This window comes from Nocardia sp. NPDC051052, from assembly GCF_044456045.1.
Lineage (GTDB): Bacteria > Actinomycetota > Actinomycetes > Mycobacteriales > Mycobacteriaceae > Nocardia.
This window is the reverse complement of the sequence record NZ_JBITFL010000018.1, coordinates 146,940-170,179: the sequence shown is the minus strand read 5'-3', so window position 1 is coordinate 170,179 and position 23,240 is coordinate 146,940. Positions and strand designations below refer to the sequence as shown.

The 23,240-nt window shown below is 68.1% G+C and carries 16 protein-coding genes (1 of these 16 only partly in view); 7 read left to right on the top strand and 9 right to left on the bottom strand.

What is annotated here, in order from left to right; genetic code table 11:
• Positions 1–5: 5 nt before the first annotated feature.
• From ACIBCN_RS40340 to ACIBCN_RS40320, 5 genes are read right to left on the bottom strand one after another with little or no spacing between them, the layout of a single operon-like run.
• Positions 6–818 (bottom strand): HpcH/HpaI aldolase/citrate lyase family protein, encoded by an 813-nt coding sequence (locus ACIBCN_RS40340; RefSeq protein WP_396997602.1) that lies wholly within the window; start codon positions 816–818, stop codon positions 6–8.
• The gene (locus ACIBCN_RS40335; RefSeq protein WP_396997600.1) at positions 815–1,315 is read right to left on the bottom strand and encodes a MaoC family dehydratase; all 501 of its coding nucleotides are present in this window, start codon (positions 1,313–1,315) and stop codon (positions 815–817) included. The genes ACIBCN_RS40340 and ACIBCN_RS40335 overlap by 4 nt, the downstream gene beginning before the upstream one ends.
• Entirely contained in the window at positions 1,312–2,472 is a 1,161-nt protein-coding gene (locus ACIBCN_RS40330; protein ID WP_396997598.1) for an acyl-CoA dehydrogenase family protein, read from the bottom strand. The genes ACIBCN_RS40335 and ACIBCN_RS40330 overlap by 4 nt, the downstream gene beginning before the upstream one ends.
• Positions 2,469–4,508 (bottom strand): acetyl/propionyl/methylcrotonyl-CoA carboxylase subunit alpha, encoded by a 2,040-nt coding sequence (locus ACIBCN_RS40325; RefSeq protein ID WP_396997596.1) that lies wholly within the window; start codon positions 4,506–4,508, stop codon positions 2,469–2,471. Before ACIBCN_RS40325 ends, ACIBCN_RS40330 begins: the two co-directional genes overlap by 4 nt.
• Before the next feature lie 5 nt (positions 4,509–4,513).
• The gene (locus tag ACIBCN_RS40320; protein WP_396997594.1) at positions 4,514–6,112 is read right to left on the bottom strand and encodes a carboxyl transferase domain-containing protein; all 1,599 of its coding nucleotides are present in this window, start codon (positions 6,110–6,112) and stop codon (positions 4,514–4,516) included.
• Positions 6,113–6,307: 195 nt separating this feature from the next.
• On the opposite strand from ACIBCN_RS40320, the gene ACIBCN_RS40315 reads away from it, so the two are divergent.
• The gene (locus ACIBCN_RS40315) at positions 6,308–6,901 is read left to right on the top strand and encodes a TetR/AcrR family transcriptional regulator (RefSeq protein WP_396997592.1); all 594 of its coding nucleotides are present in this window, start codon (positions 6,308–6,310) and stop codon (positions 6,899–6,901) included.
• Positions 6,902–6,909: 8 nt separating this feature from the next.
• On the opposite strand, the gene ACIBCN_RS40310 is transcribed toward ACIBCN_RS40315, so the two are convergent.
• Both ACIBCN_RS40310 and ACIBCN_RS40305 read right to left on the bottom strand, forming a co-directional pair.
• Positions 6,910–7,656, bottom strand: a complete 747-nt coding sequence (locus ACIBCN_RS40310; protein WP_396997590.1) for a 3-hydroxybutyrate dehydrogenase — start codon at positions 7,654–7,656, stop codon at positions 6,910–6,912.
• Positions 7,653–9,035, bottom strand: coding sequence for an MFS transporter (locus ACIBCN_RS40305; protein WP_396997588.1), 1,383 nt, complete (start codon positions 9,033–9,035; stop codon positions 7,653–7,655). The genes ACIBCN_RS40310 and ACIBCN_RS40305 overlap by 4 nt, the downstream gene beginning before the upstream one ends.
• Before the next feature lie 101 nt (positions 9,036–9,136).
• On the opposite strand from ACIBCN_RS40305, the gene ACIBCN_RS40300 reads away from it, so the two are divergent.
• Entirely contained in the window at positions 9,137–10,102 is a 966-nt protein-coding gene (locus ACIBCN_RS40300) for a LysR family transcriptional regulator (protein WP_396997586.1), read from the top strand.
• A 28-nt stretch (positions 10,103–10,130) separates the two neighbouring features.
• Here the strand turns inward: ACIBCN_RS40300 and ACIBCN_RS40295 are convergent, their stop codons facing one another.
• Both ACIBCN_RS40295 and ACIBCN_RS40290 read right to left on the bottom strand, forming a co-directional pair.
• Positions 10,131–10,874: an ABC transporter ATP-binding protein gene (locus tag ACIBCN_RS40295; protein ID WP_396997584.1), complete on the bottom strand. Its 744-nt coding sequence runs from the start codon at positions 10,872–10,874 to the stop codon at positions 10,131–10,133.
• A 44-nt stretch (positions 10,875–10,918) separates the two neighbouring features.
• On the bottom strand, positions 10,919–11,977 hold the full coding sequence (locus ACIBCN_RS40290) for an ABC transporter permease (RefSeq protein WP_396997583.1): 1,059 nt from the start codon (positions 11,975–11,977) through the stop codon (positions 10,919–10,921).
• Positions 11,978–12,107: 130 nt separating this feature from the next.
• On the opposite strand from ACIBCN_RS40290, the gene ACIBCN_RS40285 reads away from it, so the two are divergent.
• The 5 genes from ACIBCN_RS40285 to ACIBCN_RS40265 form a co-directional block, all read left to right on the top strand.
• The gene (locus tag ACIBCN_RS40285; RefSeq protein ID WP_396997581.1) at positions 12,108–13,304 is read left to right on the top strand and encodes a sensor histidine kinase; all 1,197 of its coding nucleotides are present in this window, start codon (positions 12,108–12,110) and stop codon (positions 13,302–13,304) included.
• A complete protein-coding gene (locus tag ACIBCN_RS40280) occupies positions 13,301–13,918 on the top strand; it encodes a LuxR C-terminal-related transcriptional regulator (RefSeq protein ID WP_396997579.1) in 618 nt (205 codons plus the stop codon). Before ACIBCN_RS40285 ends, ACIBCN_RS40280 begins: the two co-directional genes overlap by 4 nt.
• 95 nt (positions 13,919–14,013) lie before the next feature.
• Positions 14,014–14,439: a PPOX class F420-dependent oxidoreductase gene (locus ACIBCN_RS40275; protein ID WP_396997577.1), complete on the top strand. Its 426-nt coding sequence runs from the start codon at positions 14,014–14,016 to the stop codon at positions 14,437–14,439.
• Positions 14,440–14,466: 27 nt separating this feature from the next.
• Complete coding sequence (gene cobM, locus ACIBCN_RS40270; RefSeq protein WP_396997575.1) at positions 14,467–15,216, top strand: precorrin-4 C(11)-methyltransferase; 750 nt, start codon at positions 14,467–14,469, stop codon at positions 15,214–15,216.
• A 376-nt stretch (positions 15,217–15,592) separates the two neighbouring features.
• On the top strand, positions 15,593–23,240 hold the 5' end (the start) of the coding sequence (locus ACIBCN_RS40265) for a non-ribosomal peptide synthase/polyketide synthase (protein WP_396997573.1). Its footprint extends 36,398 nt past the window's final position; only the first 7,648 of its 44,046 coding nucleotides appear in the window; it begins with the start codon at positions 15,593–15,595; its stop codon lies beyond the right edge, outside the window.

The following is a 23,240-nucleotide window of genomic DNA, read 5'->3' as shown; positions in this document are numbered from 1 at the left end:
GTGGGTCAGGCGCGCGCCGCGCGCCGCACGATCTGCTCGGCGTGCCGCAGGACGGGGGCGTCGACCATGCGGCCCTCGAAGGCGAACACGCCACGATGTTTCGGAACTTCGTCGAGCACCCTTCGGGCCCAATCGATCTCGTCGGCCGACGGAGCGTAGGCCGCACGGATGATCGCTACCTGGCTGGGGTGGATGGCGACCTTCGCGTCGAATCCGACGGCGACCGCATCCAATGCCTCGGCGCGTAGGCCGTCGAGATCACCGATATCGAGATATACCGAGTCGAGCGCGAACTTCCCGTACGCCTTGGCCGCGAGCAGCGAGGTGGACCGAACGTGGCGGGCCACGTCGCGATAGCTGCCGTCGGCGTGCCTGCTCGACTTACCGCCGAGCCCGGCGACGAGATCCTCGGCGCCCCACATCACGCCGATCGCGTTGTCCGCCGTCATCGCGTCGCCGACCGTCAGCGCGCCGAGCGGGGATTCGATCAACGCGAGCACCTCGAACTCGGCCAGCGTGGTGATCTGTTCGGCCGATTCACATTTCGGCAGCATGATGCGCCGATACCGGGTGTCGGCCAAGGCGGCCAGATCGAGGGTGTGCTCGTCGGTGCCGACGGCATTGACCCGGACGAACGTGGTCTCGGGGTCGAGGGGCGTCTCGACGAGCGCCTTACGCGCCGCCGCCTTGTCCCCGGCGGCGACACCGTCCTCGAGATCGAGGATCACCACATCCGCTGCGACCGCGGCCTTTTCATAGCGCTCCGGCCGATCCGCCGGACAGAACAGCCACCCGGGCCCCGGCATCGCCCAGGTCATGGTTTTCCGGATTCGGGACGCAGGCGGATCATCGCGTTGCGCACGGCGACCGCGACGACGGTGCCGTGCTGGTTGCGCGCGGTATGGCGGAAGGTCACGATGCCCTCGCCCGGCCTGCTCTTGGACACCCGCTTGTCCAGCACGACGGTCTCGGCGTAGACGGTGTCGCCGTGGAACAGCGGCGCCGGGAACTTCACCTCGGAGAAGCCGAGATTGGCGACGGTGGTGCCCTGGGTCAGGTGCGCGACCGCGAGGCCGACCATGGTGCCGAGGGTGAACAGCGAGTTGACCAGGCGCTGATGGAACGGCTCCTGGGCCGCGCTGTAGGCCGCATCGATGTGCAGCCCTTGCGGATTCATGGTCAGCGTGCTGAACAGCACGTTGTCGGTCTCGGTCATGGTGCGGCCGGGCCGGTGCTCGTACAGCACCTCGGTTTCGAGTTCCTCGAACCACATCCCGGTCTGCACGACCCGGCGCAAGTTATCGGTATCCGTCACAGTCCGAGTTCCCGTCCGATCAGCATCAACTGCACCTCCGTTGTGCCCTCGCCGATTTCGAGGATCTTGCTGTCCCGGTAGTGCCTGGCCACCGGGTATTCGTTCATGAATCCGTAGCCGCCGAAGATCTGGGTGGCGTCGCGGGAATTGTCCATCGCCGCCTCGCTGGCCACCAGCTTGGCGATGGACGCCTGCTTCTTGAACGGCTTGCCCGCCAGCATCAGGGCCGCGGCGTCATAGTAGGCGGTGCGGGCCGTGTGTGCCCGCGCCTCCATCCGGCCGATCTTGAAGGCGATGGCCTGATTCCTGCCGATGACCTGGCCGAATGCCTCGCGCTCCTTGGCGTAGCGCACGCTCTCGTCGACGCAGCCCTGCGCGGCGCCGACCGCGAGCGCCGCGATGGCGATGCGGCCCTCGTCCAGGATGCGCAGGAAGTTCGCGTAGCCGCGGCCGCGCTCGCCGAGCAGGTTCTCCTCGGGCACCCGGACGTCGGTGAAGCTGAGCGGGTGCGTGTCCGAGGCGTTCCAGCCGACCTTGTTGTAGGCGGGTTCGGCGACGAAGCCAGGGGTGTCGGTGGGCACCAGGATGGTGGAGATCTCCTTCTTGCCGCCGCTCTGGCCGGTCACCGCGGTCACCGTCACCAGCGTGGTGATGTCGGTGCCGGAGTTGGTGATGAACTGCTTGCTGCCGTTGATCACCCAGTCACCGCTGTCGGCGATCGCGGTGGTCTTGGTGCCGCCCGCGTCGCTGCCCGCACCGGGTTCGGTGAGCCCGAACGCGGCGAGCGAACGCCCACTGGTCAACTGCGGCAACCATTCCTGCTTCTGTTTGTCGTTGCCGTAGCGGTAGATGGGCATCGCGCCGAGGGAGACACCGGCTTCCAGGGTGATGGCCACGCTCTGGTCGATCTTGCCGAGTTCCTCGAGCGCCAGGCACAGCGCGAAGTAGTCGCCGCCCATGCCGCCGTACTCCTCGGGAAACGGCAGGCCGAACAGGCCCATGTCGGCCATGCCGGAGACCACCTCGTACGGGAAGGTGTGCTTCGCGTCGTGCTCGGCGGCCACCGGTGCGACCACCGTCCGCGCGAAATCACGCACGGTCATGGCGAGGTCGCGGTACTCCTGCGGCAGTGCGCCGGTGGACAGGAAGTCGGTCATGCTGGGTTTCCTTCTCGCTCGGCGGTATCGGGGGTTTCGGCGACGGGCGTCGCGATGATGCGGGCCAGCACTTGATCGAGGCGGACCTGGGTGCCGGGTGTCACCAGTATTTCGACGGTTCCGGCGATCGGCGCGGTGAGCGAATGCTCCATCTTCATCGCCTCGACGATGACCACCGGGGCACCCGCGGCGACGGTGACGCCCGTGTCGGCCTGCACCGCGATCACCGAACCCGGCATGGGGCTTTTGATTTCGGCATCGCCGACGTGTTCGGTCGCGCCGCGCACGCTGGCCTCGGGGACCTCGCGCAGCATCGCGCTGCCATCGGGTCCGGCCAACCACAGTTGCCCGTCGTATTCGGCGACCCGGTATTCGTGGCGGATGCCGTCCAGCGTCAGCGTCAGCACGCTGTTGTCGAAAGCGGCGGTAACCGAGGTCGTTTCGCCGCCATCGATACGAGCCGTCGCGTCGGCGGGGGTGCCGGTGAGGTAGACATGTTCGGTCCGATCACCCCCGGCCAGCCGGATCGAGGTCGGCGCGGCGTTGCCGATGCGCCAGCCGGAGGGGACGTGCCAGGGATCGCGCTGTGTCGTCGGCCAGCGTCGCACCCATCGATAGGTGGCGGCGGCCAGGAACATCTCGTCGGCGACCGGGGCGGGGTGGAAGTCGGCGACCCGGCGGTCCAGCAGCCCGGTATCCAGGTGTCCTGCAGCGACATTCGGGTCGGCGAGCAAAAAGCGCAGGAACTCGATATTGCTGGTCACCCCGAGTAGCACCGTATCGCCGAGTGCCCGATCGAGTTTCGCGATCGCGGCGGTTCGATCGGCGCCGTGCGCGATGACCTTCGACAGCATCGGGTCGTAGTCACTGCCGACCACGGTGCCCATGCGCAAGCCCGAATCGACCCGGACCCCAACGTCTTCGGGCTCGGACAGCTCGAGCACCGTGCCACCGGTGGGCAGGAACCCCCGACCAGGATCCTCGGCGTACACCCTGGCCTCGATGGCGTGCCCGATCATCCGGATCTCGGCCTGCTCCACCGCGAGCTTCTGCCCGGCCGCCACCCGCACCTGGGACTCCACCAGGTCGATGCCGGTGACCAGCTCGGTGACCGGATGTTCCACCTGCAGCCGGGTATTCATCTCCATGAAGAAGAACTCGTCGGGCCGATCGGCGGAGACGATGAATTCGACCGTGCCCGCGCCGACGTAATCGACACTGCGCGCGGTGTTGCAGGCGGCCGCGCCGATCCTGGCCCGCGTCGCGGCGTCGAGCAGCGGAGAGGGCGCCTCCTCGATGACCTTCTGGTGCCTGCGTTGCAGACTGCATTCGCGTTCGCCGAGGTGCAGCACGTTGCCGAACTGGTCGGCGAGGACCTGCACCTCGATGTGCCGTGGGCGGGTGACGAAGCGTTCCAAAAACAGCGTGTCGTCGCCGAACGCGGCGGCGGCCTCGCGGCGCGCGCTGCGCAGCGCGTCCGGCAGCTGCGCGGGATCCTCGACCAGCCGCATGCCCTTGCCGCCACCGCCGGCGGAGGGCTTGACCAGCACCGGGTAGCCGACCTCACGGGCCGCGTCGATCAGATCCGCGTCGGTCAGACCGGGCCTGGCGATGCCGGGCACGACCGGGACATTGAAGGCGGACACGGTGTTCTTCGCCGCGATCTTGTCGCCCATCACCTCGATAGCGCGGACGGGCGGGCCGAGGAAGACAATGCCCGCGTCGGCGAGCGCCGCGGCGAAAGCGGCATTCTCGGAGAGGAATCCGTATCCGGGATGCACGGCCTGTGCGCCGGTGCGCACGGCGGCGGCCACCACCTTGTCGATGGCGAGGTAACTTTCGCGTGCCGGGGCCGGGCCCAGCCGCACCGCGGTGTCGGCCTCGTGCACATGCCTGGCATCGGCGTCGGCGTCGCTGTATACCGCGACCGAGCGAATTCCCATGGCGCGCAACGTGCGGATGACACGCACCGCGATCTCGCCGCGATTGGCGACGAGAATGGTGCCGAACCCGACGGGATGAGATTTAGTCAACATCGCACTCACATCCGGAAGACGCCGTAGGAAACGGGTTCGAGCGGCGCTTGCGCGCACACCGAAAGGGCAAGTCCGAGGACGGTTCTGGTGTCCGCGGGATCGATCACGCCGTCGTCCCAGAGACGGGCCGTCGAGTAGTAGGGGTTGCCCTGGCTCTCGTACTGGTCGCGGATCGGTGCTTTGAACGCTTCCTCGTCCGCCGCCGACCACGGCTGTCCCGAGCCGTCGAGCTGATCACCGCGCACCGTCGACAGCACAGAGGCGGCTTGCTCGCCGCCCATCACCGAGATCCTGGCATTGGGCCACATCCAGAGGAAGCGCGGCGAGTAGGCGCGCCCGCACATCGAATAGTTGCCCGCGCCATACGAACCGCCGATCACCACGGTCAGCTTCGGCACCCGCGCGCAGGCCACGGCGGTGACCATCTTGGCGCCGTGCTTGGCGATGCCGCCCGCCTCGTAGTCGCGGCCGACCATGAACCCGGTGATGTTCTGCAGGAACAGCAGCGGGATCTTGCGCTTGTCGCACAGTTCGATGAAATGCGCGCCCTTCATGGCGGATTCGCTGAACAGCACGCCATTGTTGGCGACGATGCCGACCGGGTGGCCGTGGATGTGCGCGAAACCGGTGACCAAGGTCTTGCCGTACTCGGCCTTGAACTCGTGAAAGGCGCTCTCCCCGTTCGCAGCACCGTCGACGAGGCGATGGATCACTTCCCGGACGTCGTACGGGGTGCGCAGATCGACCGGCACCACGTCGTACAGCTCCGACTCCGTTGCGGCGGGCGCCACCGTCGGCAGCACCGCCCACGGACTCGCCGGACGCGGGCCGAGGGTCGCGACGATGCGGCGCACGATGCGCAGCGCGTCCTGATCGTCCTCGGCCAGATGGTCGGTGACACCCGAAGTGCGCGAATGCAGTTCGCCGCCCCCGAGCTCCTCCGCGGTGACCACCTCGCCGGTCGCGGCCTTCACCAGCGGCGGGCCGCCGAGGAAGATGGTGCCTTGATTGCGCACGATCACGGCCTCGTCGCTCATCGCGGGCACATACGCGCCGCCGGCGGTGCAGGAGCCGAGGACCGCGGCGATCTGCGGAATTCCCTTGGCGCTCATCGTCGCCTGGTTGTAGAAGATGCGCCCGAAATGCTCCCGGTCGGGGAACACCTCGTCCTGCTCGGGCAGGTACGCGCCGCCGGAATCGACGAGGTACAGACACGGCAGCTGATTTTGCAGCGCGATCTCCTGGGCGCGCAGATGCTTCTTCACTGTCATCGGGTAGTAGGTGCCGCCCTTGACGGTGGCGTCGTTGGCCACGATCACACACTCGCGGCCGGACACCCGCCCGATCCCGGTGATGATGCCCGCACCGGGAGACTCGTCGCCGTACATCCCGGTCGCGGCGAGGGGGGAGAGTTCGAGGAATGGGCTGCCTGGGTCGAGCAGCTGGTCCACCCGCTGGCGGGGCAGCAGCTTGCCGCGTGCCACGTGGCGATCCCGTGCCTTCACGGGTCCGCCGAGCGCGGCGGCGGATAGCCGGGCGCCCAGGTCGTCTACCAGTGCCTTGTGGGCGACCCGGTTGTCGACGGCCTCTTCGGTAACGGTCATCACGTGATCCTGTCAAGTGAGCGTCGCGGAGCGACTCGATGAGGGGTGTGGTCGGGCGGCGGGTGTGCCAGCGTCGCGGAGCGACTCGATGGGGGGTGGTGGTCGGGTGACGGGTGGGCCAGTTAGTCGCCGATAACTGGAATCCAGGTTAATCTTGGTTAACCGAGATGTCCACATCAGGCGAAAGGAGCGCGTGTGACCAGCACTGACCCCGTCACGCTCACCCGCCGTGAACAGCTGAAGGCGCAGCGTCGGCAGCAGCTCCTCGACGCCGGAGCCCGGCTCGTCGCCGACCGTGGCTTCCTCGGCATGCGCCTCGACGACCTAGGCGCGGCCGTCGGCATCAGCGGGCCCGCGGTCTACCGTCATTTCCCGAACAAGGAAGCGTTGCTGGTGGAACTGCTCGTCGGGGTCAGCCAGCGACTGCTCGACGGCGGCAAGGCAGTGGTCGCGCGCACCGCCGGTGCGGCGGAGGCGCTGGACGGCCTCGTCGACTTCCACCTGGACTTCGCGCTCGGCGACCCGGATCTGATCCGGATCCAGGATCGCGATCTGGAGAACGTGCCCGCCACCGCCCGGCGGGAGCTGCGCCGCACCCAGCGCCAGTACGTGGAAATCTGGGTCACGGTGCTGCGCGAGCTGCATCCCGGGCTACCCGAGGAGACGGCGCGGGTGCAGGCCCACGCCGCCTTCGGGCTGATCAACTCCACCCCGCACAGCGCGACCACGGCGACCGCCGCGCGCGCCAGGCCCATCCTGCGACGGATGGCCTTGTCCGCCTTGGGGTGAGCGCTCCCTCATCGAGCGCTCCACCCACCGTCCATGGTGTAGGAGGCGCCGGTCACCATGCCCGCGTCCGCCGAGGCGAGCCAACTCACCAAGGAGGCAACCTCTTCGGGCTCGACCAGCCGCTTGATCGCGCTCTCGGTGAGCAGGATCTTCTCCAGCACCTCCTGCTCGGGGATGTCGTGCGCCTTGGCCTGATCGGCGATCTGCTTGTCCACCAACGGGGTTCGGACGTAGCCGGGGCTGACGCAGTTGCTGGTGACGCCGTGTCGGCCGCCCTCCAGTGCGGTGGCCTTGGAAAGGCCCTCCAAGCCGTGCTTGGCCGTCACATAGGCGGACTTGTACTCCGACGCCCGAATCCCGTGCACCGATGAGATATTGACGATCCGGCCGAACCCCCGGCGGTACATGTGCGGCAGGGCCGCGCGGATGAGCAGGAACGGCGCCTCGACCATCAGGGTGAGCATGTCGCGGAACTGCTGCGGGGCGAAGTCCTCGATCGGGCTGATGCTTTGCACCCCTGCGTTGTTCACCAGTATGTCCACGTCCAGCTCGAGCGTTTCCAGCGCCTCGACCTCGAGAAGATCCACCGCCCAGGACTTTCCGTCGAGTTCGCGGGCCAGTGACTTGGCGCCCACCTCGTCGATGTCGGCGATGGTGACCAGCGCGCCGCGGGCGGCGAGCGCCCGCGCGCAGGCGGCGCCGATACCGCTGGCGCCGCCGGTGATCAGGGCGGAACGGCCGGTCAGGTCGCTCATTTGGCGGCCACCGTCGCGGGCTTGCCTGCTAGGTACTCGGCATCGGCGAGGTCGACGGTTTCCAAATCCAGACCTTTCGTTTCCCGGGCGAAGAAGACGGCGACGACGGTGATGGCGGCGGCGATGGCCAGGTAGATGGCAATCGGTACCGCGGACTTGTAGGTGTTGAGCAGCCGGACCGCGATGATCGGCGCCAGCGACCCGGCGACGATCGAGGTGACCTGATAACCAAGGGACACACCGGAATACCGCATGCGGGTCGGAAACATCTCCGCCATGATCGCGGGCTGGCCCGCGTACATGAAGGCGTGGAAGACCAGGCCGATGATGATGGCGAACAAGATGATCGCGTTGTGCCCGCTGTCCATCATCGGGAAGGCGAAGAAACCCCAGGTGCCCGCGGTGAGCGCACCGATCAGGTAGATCGGTCGCCGGCCGAAGCGGTCGGAGAGCCGCCCGACCAGCGGGACCGTCACGAAATGCACCGCGTGCGCGGCGAGCAGCCACCAGAGGATGACCTTGGTGTCGACGTGCACCTGCACCTTGAGGTAGGTGATGGTGAAGGTGACGACCAGGTAGTACAGGATGTTCTCGCCGAAACGCAGACCCATGGCGGTGAACACGCCGCGCGGGTAGCGCTTGAGCACCTCGACGACGCTCAACGAGGTCGCCTTGATCTGCTCCAATTCCTGTTGCGCGGCAACGAAAATGGGTGCGTCGGTGACTTTGGTGCGGATGTAGTAGCCGATCAGCACGACCACCGCCGACAGCCAGAAGGCAACGCGCCAGCCCCAACTGAGGAAGGCCGCGTCCGACAGCCAGGTGGTCAGTGCCAGCAGCACGACCGTCGCCAGCAGGTTCCCCATCGGCACCCCGGCCTGCGGCCAGCTCGCCCAGAAGCCGCGACTGCGGCTCGGACTGTGTTCGGCCACCAGCAGAACCGCGCCGCCCCACTCGCCGCCGACCGCGAAACCCTGGATGAAGCGCAGCACAACCAGCAGTGCGGGCGCCAAGTAGCCGACCCGACCGAAGGTCGGCAGGCAGCCCATCAAAAACGTCGAAGCGCCGACCAGGATCAGGCTGAACTGCAGCAGCTTCTTGCGCCCGTACTTGTCGCCGAAGTGCCCGAACACGATGCCGCCGAGGGGGCGTGCGGCGAAGCCGACGGCGTAGGTGATGAAGGCGGCGAGAATCGCGTCCAGATCGCTGGTGCCCTTGGCGAAGAACACCTTGCTGAACACCAGCGTCGCGGCCGTGCCATAAAGGAAGAACTCGTACCATTCGACGACCGTGCCCGCCATCGACGCGGCGACCACCCGTCTCAAGCCGGTCGGTACCCCGCCGGGGTCGCTGGGCCACAATGCACTGCGCACGCTCATCGAACTCTCCTTCGTGCCAGGGGTCACATCAGGGTGTAGATGTGATGGCCCCCACAAATCTCGGCTGCAACGAAGTATTAGTGCAGATGGGTTTGTCCGCAATGGCTAGATGTGCAGTACGTATCTGCGAGGATGCAGATATGAACGTCGGTTCCGCGGGGTCTGCCCGTCGGCCGAGCGCGGACGACCTGCTGGTGCTGCTCGCAGTCGGCCGATCGGGGCGTTTCGTGTCGGCGGCCGAGGAGCTCGGCATCAACCACACCACCATCTCCCGCCGCATCGCCGCGCTGGAACACACCCTCGGCGGCCGAGTGCTCACGCGCGCCGCGGGCGGCTGGGAGCTCACCGAACTGGGCAAGGAAGCGCTGGCGGCCGCCGAGGCGATCGAGTCGGCCGTCAAGTCGCTCGCCGCCGACGCCGACGGCAGCCGAGTCCTCGAAGGGGTAGTACGGATTTCGGCAACCGACGGTTTCAGCGCCTACCTCGCCGCGCCCGCCGCCGCCGACGTCCAACGCCAACATCCCAAGATCACCGTCGAAATCGTCGCCGCCACAAGGCGAGCGAGCACCCAGCGCTCGGGTCTGGACCTCGAAGTGGTCGTCGGCGAACCACAAGTCCACCGCGCCACCGCAATCCGCCTCGCCGACTACTCCCTAGGCCTCTACGGCAGCCGAGACTATCTGCGCGACCACGGAACCCCCGCGACCATCAATGACCTGGCCCAACACTCGTTGGTCTACTTCATCGACTCCATGCTCCAAGTAGACGACCTGGACCTGGCCTCCAGCTTCGTCCCCGCCATGCGCGAATCCGTGACCTCCACCAACGTTTTCGTCCATGTAGAAGCCACCCGAGCCGCCGCGGGCATCGGCCTGCTCCCCTGCTTCATGGCCGACCGCCACCCCGACCTCATCCGAGTCTTAGCGGACGAGGTCTCGGTGCAACTGGCGTATTGGCTCGTTGCGCGCGCCGAAACGCTCCGCCGACCAGAGGTAGCCGCCTTCGTAGACGCACTTCGCGTAAAAGTCCACGACCAGCGCGCGGCCCTCCTCGGCGTAGGCCGGTGAGTGGCCACCGGCTGGAATAGGCCCGGCCTCAAACGGTGTGTGGAACGAATTGTGTTGGAACGTTCCAGTTTTGGGTCAAGTGTCCGTCGGTCATGTGATGGACAGCGTTCATGCGGTGGAGGTGGGTGCGGTCGTGGGTTACCAGGAGGGTGGCGGCTCCGTGGTCGTGGACGATGGTGAGGATCAGGTCGATGATGGCGGCGCCGCGTTCGGTGTCGAGGGCGCTGGTGGGTTCGTCGATGACGAGTAGGGCGGGGTTGTTCATCAGGGCGCGGGCGATGTTGACGCGTTGACGTTGGCCGCCGGAGAGTTGGGCGGGGCGTTTGGACCTTTGGTCGGCTAGGCCGACGGCGTCGAGGAGTTCCATTGCCCTGGTGTGGGTTTCGCGGCGCTGGTGGGCTGAGGTGCGCAACTGCTGGCCGAGGTGAGACATCACCTGGAGTTGTTCGAGAGCGGTGAGGGCGGGGATCAGGTTCGGTTGCTGGAAGACGATGCCGATGGATGAGCGGCGGAGCTCGGCGGCTTCGCGGCGACCCACAGTGGCGAGATCGACGCTGCCGCTGGGTGTCCGGAGGTCGATGCGGCCTGAGTCCGGGTAGATCAAGGTGGCGGCGACGGCGAGCAGGCTGGATTTGCCGGAGCCGGAAGGGCCGGTGATGGCGGCTATCTCGCCACCCGCGACGCGGAGGCCGACGCGGTCGAGTGCGGTGAGTCTGCCCGATCCGTCCGGGTAGGTGAGGGTGACGTCTTCGAGGGTCAGGGTGGTGGTCATAGGTCGAAAACTCCAGTGCGTCAACGAGTCTTGTGCGGTGGCCGTCAGCGTCCGGCGCCGAGTGCGGTCAGTGGGTCGGTGGTGAACAGGAAGCGGAGGGCGAAGGCTGCGCCGAGTAGGCCGAGCACGATCAGGGCTAGTGCGGGCAGCAGCGTGGTGGCGGGGCTCAGGACGAAGGGCAGTGCGTCGCCCATGAAAGCGGCTGCGGCGACAGTGATTCCGAGGCCGACCGCGACACCTGCGGTCAGCACGACGGCGGCCTGGGCGAGGGCGTCGCGGACCAGGGAGCCGGAGGTGGCGCCCAGTGCCTTGAGGGTGGCGATGTCGGGCATGCGCTGGACGGTCCAGACGGTGAAGAAGGCGCCGATCACCAGCGCCGAGATGGCGAACAGCAGCACGGTCATCAGGGTCAGGGAACCGTTCTCGGCCTGGTACGCGCTGAGTGCCGACAGTGCGCCGGATGGATCGGTTGTCTGGGTGTGCGCGGTGGTGTTCACCGCGGCCTGATCGGCGACGCCGGAGACCGCGAGCACGGTGGCCGCGCCGGAGCGGGGGCTCATCGCCTGCCAGTCGGCGAGGGTGGTCCAGACCACCGGTGTGTGGCTGTACCAGTCGTCTCCGCGTACGGCGGCCACGGTGAAGGCGCGGCCACTGATGGTGACGGAGTCGCCTGCGGCCGCGCCGAGATCCTTGGCCGCGCCGGTGCTGAGCACCACGCTGCCGTTCTCGGTTGCGGATCGGTTGCCGAATGCCGTTCCGGTGGTGCCGAAGAAGGCGACCTGCACCGAGGCCCGGCCGCTGGGGTCGACCTTGCCGTGGCTGATGCCGATCGGGTCGACGGTGCCGCCCTGGCCCGCCGCGGCCTGCCACGCCGCGACCTGTTCGGCGGTCAGGGTCGAGGCGTCGAAGGACGGGGCCGCGCCGGTGTCGGCGAAGACGATGGTGTCGCCGGGGAACGATTCGACGGCCGAGATGTTCTGGTGCGCGAGCCCGGCGGTGAGCCCGCTCAGGAAACTCACCAGCAGCGCCACCAGGGTGACGACCAGGGTGATGAGTAGGAAGCGGCCGCGGGCGGCGCGCAGATCTCGGAGTGCGACGAACATGCCTTCACTGTTCCGCGCGGTGCGCCCGCGGCCATCGCACGCGGGAAGGAAAGGCGCACCATCGAACGGTGGGTGGCGGTTTACACCTTTCGATGGATGCCGCCCGGGTAGCCGCACATAAGCTGGCAGGGTGCACTCGTCCCCGCTCACGCCTGTCTTCACCGCGCTGCGGCTCGGCCTGCATGTGCTGGTGGCGGCATTGGCGGTGGTGATCGCCGTGCGCGCGCTGCTGCCCGGCGCACCGCATCCGATCCCGGTGGTGGCGTTGACGGCGGGCTTCCTGGCGACCTACTTCGCAGGTCACGTCCTGAGCGGGCGGCGCGGCGGTATCGCGATCTGGTTGACCGCGCTGACGGTGTGGTGGCTCTGCCTCGTGGTGCTCGCCCCCGACGCCGGATACCTGGCCTTCGGCCTCTTCTTCCTCTACCTGCATCTGCTGCCGCGGCCATGGAGCCTGCTCGCGGTGGCGGCGGCAACGGCGATCGCGGTCTTGGGTTTCGGCGCGCACCGCGGGTGGTCGGTGGCGGGCGCGATCGGCCCGATCTTCGGCGCGGCGGTTGCCGTCGGCATCGGCCTCGGTTATCAAGCGCTGTTCCGCGAGTCCGCCGAACGACAGCGGCTGATCGACGAATTGATCAGTACCCGAGCGATACTCGCGGATAAGGAGCGCACAGCGGGCAAGCTGTCCGAGCGCGAGCGTTTGGCGCAGGAGATCCACGACACCGTTGCCCAGGGCTTGAGCAGCATTCAGCTGCTCCTGCACGCCGTCGAACAGTCCGCCCCGGATCACCCCGCAATGCAACGGATTCAGCTGGCCAGGGAAACTGCTGCGGAGAACCTCGCCGAAACGCGAAGGCTCATCGCCGAATTGGCACCCGCCGCGCTCGACGGTCAGTCGCTGGCCCAGGCATTGGAGCGAATCTGCTTGCGCGCCAATGCCCCAGGGCTCGCCACGCAACTCGTGGTCGAGGGCACCCCCGAACGCCTTCCGATGCCGATCGAGGCGGCGCTGGTGCGCATCGCGCAGGGCGCGGTCTCGAATGTGGTGCGGCACGCGAAGGCCGACCGGATGCGCCTGACGCTCACCTACGCCGGCGCCGAGGTCCTGCTCGACGTGGTGGACGACGGCGTCGGAATCGAGCCCGACGTCCTCGCGCACGCACCGTCCGGCTCGTTCGGCCTCGCCGCCATGCGGTCGCGGGTGGAGCAGCAGGGCGGCACCATGGCGGTGGAATCGGAGCCCGGTCACACCGCGGTCACCGTCTCCTTCCCGCTCGAACCCGCCGCACCCGAACCGGATTCGGCCGAACCGGGGGAGCGCGCATGATCCGCCTGCTGCTGGCCGACGACCACGCCATCGTCCGCGCGGGCCTGCGCGCGCTGCTCGACGGCGGCGGCGACATCACCGTCGTCGGCGACGTGCCCACCGGCGAGGCCGCCGTCGCGTTCTGCGCGACCACCCCGGTAGATCTGGTGCTGATGGACCTGAGCTTCGGTCCTGGCCGGTCCGGCGCGGACGCCACCGCCGAGCTGCGCGCACTCCCGCAACCGCCGAATGTCTTGGTGGTCACCAACTACGACACCGACGCCGACATCCTCGGCGCCATCGAAGCGGGCGCCTGCGGCTACATCCTGAAGGACACCCCGCCCAGCGAACTGCTCGCCGCCGTCCGCTCCGCCGCGGCGGGGGAGAGCGTGCTCTCGCCCGCGGTGGCCTCGAAGCTGATGACCCGCGTGCGCCGCGCCGATACCACCTTGAGCGCGCGCGAAATCGAGGTGCTGCGGCTGGTCGCCGACGGCCGCTCCAATCGCGAGATCGCCAAGGAGCTGTTTCTCAGCGAAACCACCGTCAAATCGCATCTGGTGCACATCTACGCGAAACTCGGTGTCCGCTCCCGCACCTCGGCCGTCGCCCGCGCCCGCGAACAAGGCGCGATCTGAGAGAAGGCGGGTACTCGGCGGCAGCGCCCGCCGATCTTGCGACATGCGCTCGCGGCTGCCCCGTCCGACCGCCTGTGTGGCTCTAGGGTGAGTCAATGGCAACTCTGTCGGATCCTCAGGTGCGCGAGTTCCTCTCCGCGGGCACGCGGACGGCCAAAGTGGCGTTCGTTGCCGCCGACGGCAGGCCGGTGGTGACCCCGGTCTGGTTCGTGCTCGAGGGTGACGAACTGGTTTTCAACACCGGCAAGACCACCGCCAAGGGCAAGGCGTTCGCGCGCGACGGCCGGATCGCGGTGATCGTCGACGTCGAGGCGGCGCCGTACCCGTCGGTGCAGTTGCAGGGCACCGTGACCCTGTCCGAGGATCCGGAAGAGCTGGTGCGGACGGCCACCGAGATCGGCGGCCGCTACATGGGCGCCGACCGTGCCGAGGAATTCGGCAAGCGCAACGGGGTGCCCGGCGAACTCGTCGTTCGACTGCGGCCGACCAAGGTGCTCGCGCACTTCGACGCGACGGCCTGACCCGGACAGCGTTTTACACTCACCCGCATGACCGTGCACTTCATCGGAGCCGGGCCGGGCGCGGCCGACCTGCTCACCGTCCGCGCGGTCACCATGCTCGGCTCGTCACCGGTGTGCCTCTACGCGGGCACCTATCTGGACCCCGAGGTGCTCGGCCATTGCGCGCCCGACGCCGAACTGATCGATACCCAGCACCTGGACCTCGACCAGATCACCGAACACCTGGTACGCGCCGATAAATCCGGCAAGGACGTAGCCCGGCTGTGCTCGGGTGACCCGTCGCTCTACTCGGCCCTCACCGAACAGACCCGCAGACTCGACGCGCACGGGGTTTCGTGGGACATCACCCCCGGCGTCCCCGCCTATGCGGCCGCCGCCGCCCTGCTCGGCACCGAACTCACCGTCCCCGAGGTGGTGCAGTCGGTCGTGCTGACCCGAGCCCAGGCCCGCTCGACCGCCATGCCCGGCACCGAGGCGCTGGCCAACTTCGCCGCCACCGGCGCCACTCTCGTGCTGCACCTCGCGATCACCCGCATCCGCACGCTGGCCGCCGAGCTCGTCGCCGACTACGGCGCGGACTGTCCGGTCGCCGTGGTGTACCGCGCCAGCCAGCCCGACCAGCTCGTCCTGCGCGGCACCCTCACCGATATCGCCGCTCAGGTCGAGGCCGCCGGGCTGCGGCAGGCCGCGATCATCCTGGTGAGCAAGGCCCTCGCGAGCACGGTGCCCTGTGCGCAATCGCACCTTTACGACCCGGCGCGCGCCCGCCATCGGTGACCCGCCGCGCCGCCCGCACAGCGCGTCGCGCAGGATGTGAGGTCTGCAACATGAGGGCCGCAAAGTACTGACACCCCGACTGCCTGTGATGATGTCGGTCAGCTATCGAGGTTGGTTGGTTCGGTGCGGACGACGACGGTAGATTGGTTCGGTGATCTGCAGCGAGATTCCCGGCATTGCCGGTCGGTGGGTAGTGGGCGCGGTCGCGCCTATGTAACAAGGTCACCCTGGCGGACAGATAGTGCCAATGAGCTTTTTTGCCTGATTGATTAGAGAACTGAACCCCGAGACGCGGGCGCCACGCTGGGATAGGTGAGCGTCCTGTCCGGGTGTCGTCGGGGAGCGCTTGCGTGGTGTTCCGGAAGCGAGGTTACGGTTGGACCGGCTGGATTTCGGCGGAAACGGCGAAGCTGGTGACGAACGGGCGCACGCTGGTTCGGACTACTTCCCGCTGTCTCCTGCGCAGCTGGGCATCTGGTACGCGCAGCACGTTGACCCGCAGGTGCCGGTCAATATCGCGCAGTACGTGGATCTGCACGGCGCGCTGGATGTCGAGATCCTGGAACAGGCCAGTATCGACGCCTCGCACGAGCTCGGTTCGGGCTTCCTGCGCATCATCGAACGCGACGGCGAGCCGCTGCAGTTCGTCGATCACAGCATCGCCGACTACGACAAGGTCACCTATGTAGACCTGCGCGCCGAGGCCGATCCGGCCGCAGCCGCGATGGCGTGGATGCGTGCCGAGTACAGCCGTCCGATGGATCTGACGACCGACCGCCTGATCGCGGTCGCGGCACTGCAACTGGCCGACGAGCACTGGTACTGGTACTCGCGGGCGCATCACGTCACGCTCGACGGCTTCGGCGCGATGACCAACCTGAACCGGATCGCCGAGCTGTACACCTCGTACGCGAACGGCACCGAGCCCGCCGTCTCCAAGGCCACCGACCTGCACACGCTCTATGAGCAGGAAATGGCTTACCGGGAGAGCAAGCGCTTCGGTACCGACAAGGAGTACTGGGCCGAACGGGTCGCCGGGCTGGAGGAGGGCACCAGCCTGACCGGCCGGTCCGCCCCGCCCGCCGCGATCAACGGGATCGCCAGCGCCGCGCTGTCCGATGACCAGAACACGCTGCTGGATGCGGCTGTGCGGCGCCATGATTCGTCGCCCGCCGGGCTGCTGCTCGCCGCGTTCGCGGGGTACCTGGCGCAGTGGAACGGCGTCGAGGACGTCATCCTGAGCCTGCCGGTGACCGCGCGCACCACCGCGGCGATGCGTCGCTCCGGCGGTGTCTCGTCGAACATCGTGCCGCTGCGGCTGCACGTCGGCCACGACACCACCGTCAGCGCACTGCTCAAGCAGGTGACGGTCGAGGTGTCCGGCGCGCTGCGGCATCAGCGATACCGGCACGAGGACATCCGCCGCGACTCGGCCGGCGACGGCATGGTGACCACGGAATTCTTCGGTCCGTGGGTCAACATCATGCTGTTCCACGACGAGCTGGTGATGGGCCCGATGGTCGGCCAGCTGCACGTGCTGTCCACCGGCAGCATCGAGGATCTCGGCGTCAACTTCTATCAGTCGGTGGCGGGTACCCGTTCGCACATCGACTTCGAGACCAACCCGAACCTTTACACCGAAGACGAAGCGCGGCGCCATCATTCGCGCTTCCTGGAGTTCTTCGACCGGTTCCTCGCGGCCGACGACGACGCCGCGATCTGGGCGTTGGACGTCACCACCGCCGACGAGCGGGAGCGCTCACTGCTGGAGTGGAACGACTCCGACCAGGACGTGCCGGACACCACGCTGTCCGCGCTGCTCGACACGCAGATGCCGTTGGCGCCGAACAACATCGCGCTCGATTTCGAGGGCGCGACCCTCACCTACGCGGAGTTCGACGCGCGGGTCAACCGGCTGGCCAGATACCTGATCGCCGACGGTGTCGGCCCGGAATCGCTTGTCGCGCTGGGCATGCGACGCTCGCTCGAGCTGGTCATCGGCATGCACGCGGTGCTGAAGGCCGGTGGCGCGTATGTGCCGATCGATCCGGATCATCCGGCCGATCGCACGGCCTACATCCTCGACAGCGCGGCACCGGTCTGTGTGCTGACGCTGTCCGCCGACGAGGTGGAACTGCCGGAGTCAGTGCGGCAGGTGCGCATCGATACGCTCGACGTGTCGGAGTTCTCCGCCGCGCCGGTGACCGACGCGGACCGGCTCGCGCCGCTGCGCTCGGACAACACCGCCTACGTCATCTACACCTCGGGTTCGACTGGACGCCCCAAGGGCGTTGCGGTGTCCCATCGCGCGATCGTCAACCAGCTGCTGTGGATGCTCGACGAGTATCGGCTCACCGCGGCCGACGTGTACCTGCAGAAGACCGCGACCACGTTCGATGTGTCGCTGTGGGGTTACTTCCTGCCGCTGCTGGTCGGCGCGAAGCTGGTCATCGCCGCGCCCGACGGGCATCGTGACCCGCTGTACGTCGCGGACATGATCGAGCGGCACGGCGTCACCGTCACCGACTTCGTGCCGTCCATGCTCACGGTGTTCGTCTCGCACGCGACGCAGGCGCAATGTGCCACGCTGCGTGCGGTTTTCGTGATCGGTGAGGCACTGCCGCCGGAGACCGCCGCCGGTTTCCGCGCGATCACCACGGCCGGACTGCACAACCTGTACGGCCCCACCGAGGCCGCGGTCTCGGTGACCTATTGGGAGGCGACCGCCGCCGACACGGTGACCGTGCCGATCGGTATCCCGGAGTGGAATGTCTCGGTCTACGTGCTGGATTCGCGGCTGCGACCGGCCGCGATCGGCGCACCGGGTGAGCTCTACCTCGGTGGCCGTCAGCTGGCCCGCGGCTACCGCGGCCGCCCGGATCTGAGCGCGGATCGTTTCGTCGCGAACCCGTTGTCGGACAACGGCGAACGCATGTACCGCACCGGCGACCTGGTGCGCTGGAACGACGCGGGCACGCTGGAATACATCGGCCGCACCGACTTCCAGGTGAAGTTCCGTGGCCAGCGCATCGAGCTCGGCGAGATCGAGACCGATCTGCTCGCCCACCCGGCGGTCAGTCAGGCCATTGTCCTGGTGATGGATACCGCCACCGGTCAGCAGCTGGTGGCGTATGTGGTTCCCGCGCCGGGTCATTCGATCGATCCGACCGAGTTGACCAGGTTCGCGGCCGAGAAGCTGCCGAGCTACATGGTGCCCGCGTCGGTCATGGTGCTGGACGCCTTCCCGCTCAACACCTCCGGCAAGCTGGACCGAAAGGCGCTGCCGGAGCCGGTGTTCAGCGTGGACGCGACGAGCTTCCGCGCCCCGCGTACCCAGGCCGAGCAGATCGTCGCGGGCATCTTCGCCGACGTGCTGAGCCAGGACCGCATCGGCATCGACGACAATTTCTTCGATCTCGGCGGCAACTCGCTGGTCGCGACCCAGGTGGTGTCGCGGATCGGCGTCGCGTTCAGCACCCAGATCGGGGTGCGCGCGCTGTTCGAGTCGCCGACCGTGGCCGGGATCGCCGCCCGCGCGGAGAACGCCAGCCAGACCGAGGGCGCCCGGCCGCCGCTGGTGGCCCAGCAGCTGCCCGAGCGGGTGCCGCTGTCGCTGTCGCAGCAGCGGATGTGGTTCATCAACCAGTTCGACTCGACCGTGCCCGCCTACAACCTGCCGTTCGTGGTGCGGTTGCGCGGCGAGGTCGACCTGGACGCGCTGCAGGCCGCGCTGATCGATGTGGTCGCGCGCCAGCAGTCGCTGCGCACGATCTTCCCCGAGTCCGGCGACGGCGGCTACCAGCAGGTGCTGCCGGTCGATCAGGTGGACCTCGGCATTGCGATCGAGCCGATCGACGAAGCCGAATTGCACGGTGTACTCACCGCGTTCGCGTCCACCGGCTTCGATGTGTCGCGGGAACTGCCGATCCGGGTCCGGGTCTATGCGGTGACCGGCGGCAACGGCAACGGCACCGCCGATTACGCGGTCGCTTTCGTGGTGCATCACATTGCCGCGGACGGCTTCTCGTTCGGCCCGCTGGCCCGCGACGTGGCCGCCGCCTACCTTGCGCGCGCCGCGGGGCAGGCGCCGAGCTGGGCGCCGCTGCCGGTGCAGTATCAGGACTTCAGCGTCTGGCAGCGCGAGCTGCTCGGCGCCGAATCCGACCCCGGTTCCATGGCGGCCCGCGAAATCGCTTACTGGCGTAGGGCTTTGGCCGGTTTGCCGGATCAGCTCGACCTGCCCGCGGATCGTCCGCGCCCGTCGGTGCAGAGCTTCAGCGGTGGCCGGGTCAGCTTCGACATCGATGCCGAACTGCACCAGCGGCTTTCGGCGTTGGCGCGGGCACAGGGCGTCAGCCTGTTCATGGTCATGCACGCCTCGCTCGCGGTGCTGCTGGCGCGTTTGTCCGGCACCAACGACATCGCCATCGGTACCCCGGTCGCCGGGCGTGGTGAGCAGGCACTCGACGACCTGATCGGCATGTTCGTCAACACGCTGGTGCTGCGCTCGGAGGTCGACGGCAGCGAGCCGTTCACCGAGTTCCTCACCCGCACCAGGGAAACCGACCTCGCCGCGTTCGCGTTCGCCGACGTGCCGTTCGAGCGCCTCGTCGAGGTGCTCAACCCGACCCGCTCGCAGGCGCGGCACCCGCTGTTCCAGGTGATGCTGTCGTTCCAGGAAATGTCGCACGCCGCACTGGAACTGCCCGGTCTCTCGGTCACCGCCGACGAGCTCGACGTCGACATCGCCAAGTTCGACCTGCAGTGGACCGTCACCGAAGAGCGCGGCGCGCAAGGCGAACCGGCGGGTATGGCGGCCGTGGTCTCCTTTGCCACCGATCTGTTCGATGCCGCGACCGTCGCCGAATTCGGCCGCCGCTACCTGCGCGTGCTGGAAGCCGCCGTCACCACACCGCAGTCCGCGGTGCGCGACATCGACATCCTCGACGACGCCGAGCGCGCGCTCGTGCTCACCGGCTGGAACCAGACCGCGCACGAGTTACCCGCGGCGACCGTGCTGGATCTGTTCGAGGAACAGGTCCGCCTGCGCCCGAACGACATCGCCGTCCTGTTCGACGGCGGCACCCGTAGCGCCGGTGAATTCGGCCCGCAGGTGCGGCTGAGCTACGCCGAGTTCTCGGCGCGGGTGAACCGCTTGGCGCGCAAGCTGATCGCCGAGGGCGTCGGCCCGGAATCGTTGGTCGCCGTCGGCATCCGCCGCTCGGTGGACATGCTGATCGCCATCTACGCCACCATGACCGCGGGCGGCGGCTACGTGCCGATCGACCCCGATCACCCGGCCGAACGCACCGACTACGTGCTGGCGAACTCGACGCCGGTGTGCGTGCTGACCACCCTGTCCGACGACGTCACGTCCGACAACTGCCCGGTGATCGCCCTCGACACCCTGGATTTGAGCGAATTCGGCGACGAGCCGATCACCGACGCCGAGCGCCGCGCACCGCTGCGCGCGACGAACACCGCGTACGTGCTCTACACCTCCGGCTCCACCGGCCGGCCCAAGGGCGTGGCCGTCAGCCACGCCAGCGTGCTCAACCAGATCGCCTGGATCACCGGCGAATACCGGATCGGCCCCGCCGATGTGGTGCTGCAGAAGACGCCGGTCACCTTCGACGTGTCGGTGTGGGAATTGTTCGGCTCCTTGGCCGTCGGTGCCCGCATGCTCATCGCCGCGCCCGACGGGCACCGCGATCCGATGTACCTCTCCGAGATCATCGGACGGCACCAGGTCACCATGACCTCGTTCGTGCCGTCGATGCTCTCGGTGTTCGCCGGTGCCGCGTCCACCGCCGAATGCGCCTCGCTGCGTGCGGTTCTCGTCGCCGGTGAGGCGTTGCCGCCGGCCACCGTCGCCGCGTTCCGGCAGTTCTCCACCGCCGCGATGCACAACCTGTACGGCCCGACCGAGTTCACGGTGCACGCCACCGCATGGCACCTCAACGAGGTCGCGCCCATCTCGGTGCCGATCGGGCGCCCGGTGTGGAACGCGCAGGCCTACGTGCTCGACGAGGGCCTGGATCCGGTCCCCGTCGGCGTGCCCGGTGAGCTGTACATGGGCGGCGTACAGACCGCCCGCGGCTACCACGGCCGCCCCGACCTGAGCGCGGAACGCTTCGTCGCCAACCCGTTCGGCGCGCCGGGCAGCCGCCTCTACCGCACCGGCGACCTGGTCCGCTGGGTCGAGCCGCACGACCCCGAGGTCGGCGCCGCGGGCGTGCTGGAATACATCGGCCGTACCGACTTCCAGGTGAAGTTCCGCGGTCAGCGCATCGAGCTCGGCGAGATCGAGGCCGCGCTGCTCGACCACCCGGCCGTCACCCAGGCGGTCGTGCTCGTGCTGGACACCGTCACCGGCGATCAGCTGGTGTCCTACGTGGTCACCCCGGCGGGTCCGGTCGATATCGACAACATCAAGAACGCGCTGCACCGCACGCTGCCCGCCTACATGGTGCCGTCGGCGATCGTGGTGCTCGAGGCGCTCCCGCTCAACCCGTCGGGCAAGCTGGACCGCAAGGCGCTGCCCGCGCCGATGTTCGAGGTGCGCGAATTCCGTGCGCCGACAACGCCGATCGAGGAAATCGTCGCGCAGATCTTCGGCGAGGTGCTCGGCGTCAACCGGGTCGGTGTCGACGACGACTTCTTCGAGCTCGGCGGCAACTCGCTGATCGCGACCCAGGTCGCCTCGCGCCTCGGCATCGCGCTGGACACCCGTGTTCCGGTGCGCATGCTGTTCGAGGCGTCCACCGTCGCGGCGCTCGCGGCGCGGGTGGAATCGCACGCCGGTGACGGCGCGCGCAAGGCGCTGGTGGCCCGGGTCCGTCCGGAGGAAGTGCCGCTTTCGCTTGCGCAGCAGCGCATGTGGTTCCTCAACCGGTTCGACACCGCGTCCGCGGTCAACAACATCCCGGTCGCCATCCGGCTGTCCGGCGACCTCGACGTGGCCGCGCTGCAGGTCGCCGTCATCGACGTGATCGACCGGCACGAGTCGCTGCGTACCGTGTTCCCGGAGACCAAGACCGGGCCGGTGCAGGTGGTCCTCGACGCGGCGCAGATCGTGCCCGACCTGACGCCGATCCCGGTGACCGAGCACAACCTGATCGACCACTTGGTCCAGCTCGCCTCGATGGCGTTCGATGTGACCAACGAAGTGCCCTTGCACGCAAGGCTTTTCGAGGTCAGCGAGACCGAGTACGTGCTCGGCATGGTGGTGCACCACATCTCCGCCGACGGCTGGTCGATGGGCCCGCTGGCCCGCGACGTGATGGTGGCCTACGCCGCGCGCACCTCGTGGGAGGCGCCCGCCTGGTCGGCGCTGCCCGTGCAGTACGCGGACTACGCGCTGTGGCAGCGCGAGGTGCTCGGCTCCGAGGACGACCCGAGTTCGTTGATCGCTAACCAGATTCGCTACTGGGCCCGCGAACTCGCCGATCTGCCGGACGAATTGGTGCTGCCCTCCGACCGGCCGCGCCCCGCGGCGGCGTCCTATCGCGGCGGCACCTATCCGTTCGTGATCTCCGGTGAGACCCAGCGCGCGCTGGTCGACCTGGGCCGCAGGCACAATGCCTCGCTGTTCATGGTGATGCACAGCGCGCTCGCCGTGCTGCTCGCCCGCGCGAGCGGCACCGGTGACATTGCCATCGGCACGCCGGTGGCCGGCCGCGGTGAGGCCGCGCTGGACGATCTGATCGGCATGTTCGTCAACACGCTCGTGCTGCGCACCGAGGTGGACGGCGCGGCCGGCTTCGCCGATCTGCTCGCGCAGGCCAGGGAGAAGGACCTGCACGCGTTCGCCCACGCGGACGTGCCGTTCGAGCGCCTCGTCGAGGTGCTCAACCCGGCCCGTTCGCAGGCCAGGCATCCGCTGTTCCAGGTGATGCTGACCTTCCAGAACACCAGGCAGGCCAGCCTGGAGCTGCCAGGACTCTCGGTCAACGGCGTCGACTACGACGCGCGCCTGGCCAAGTTCGACCTGCAGCTGACCCTGCAGGAGACCCAGGACGAGC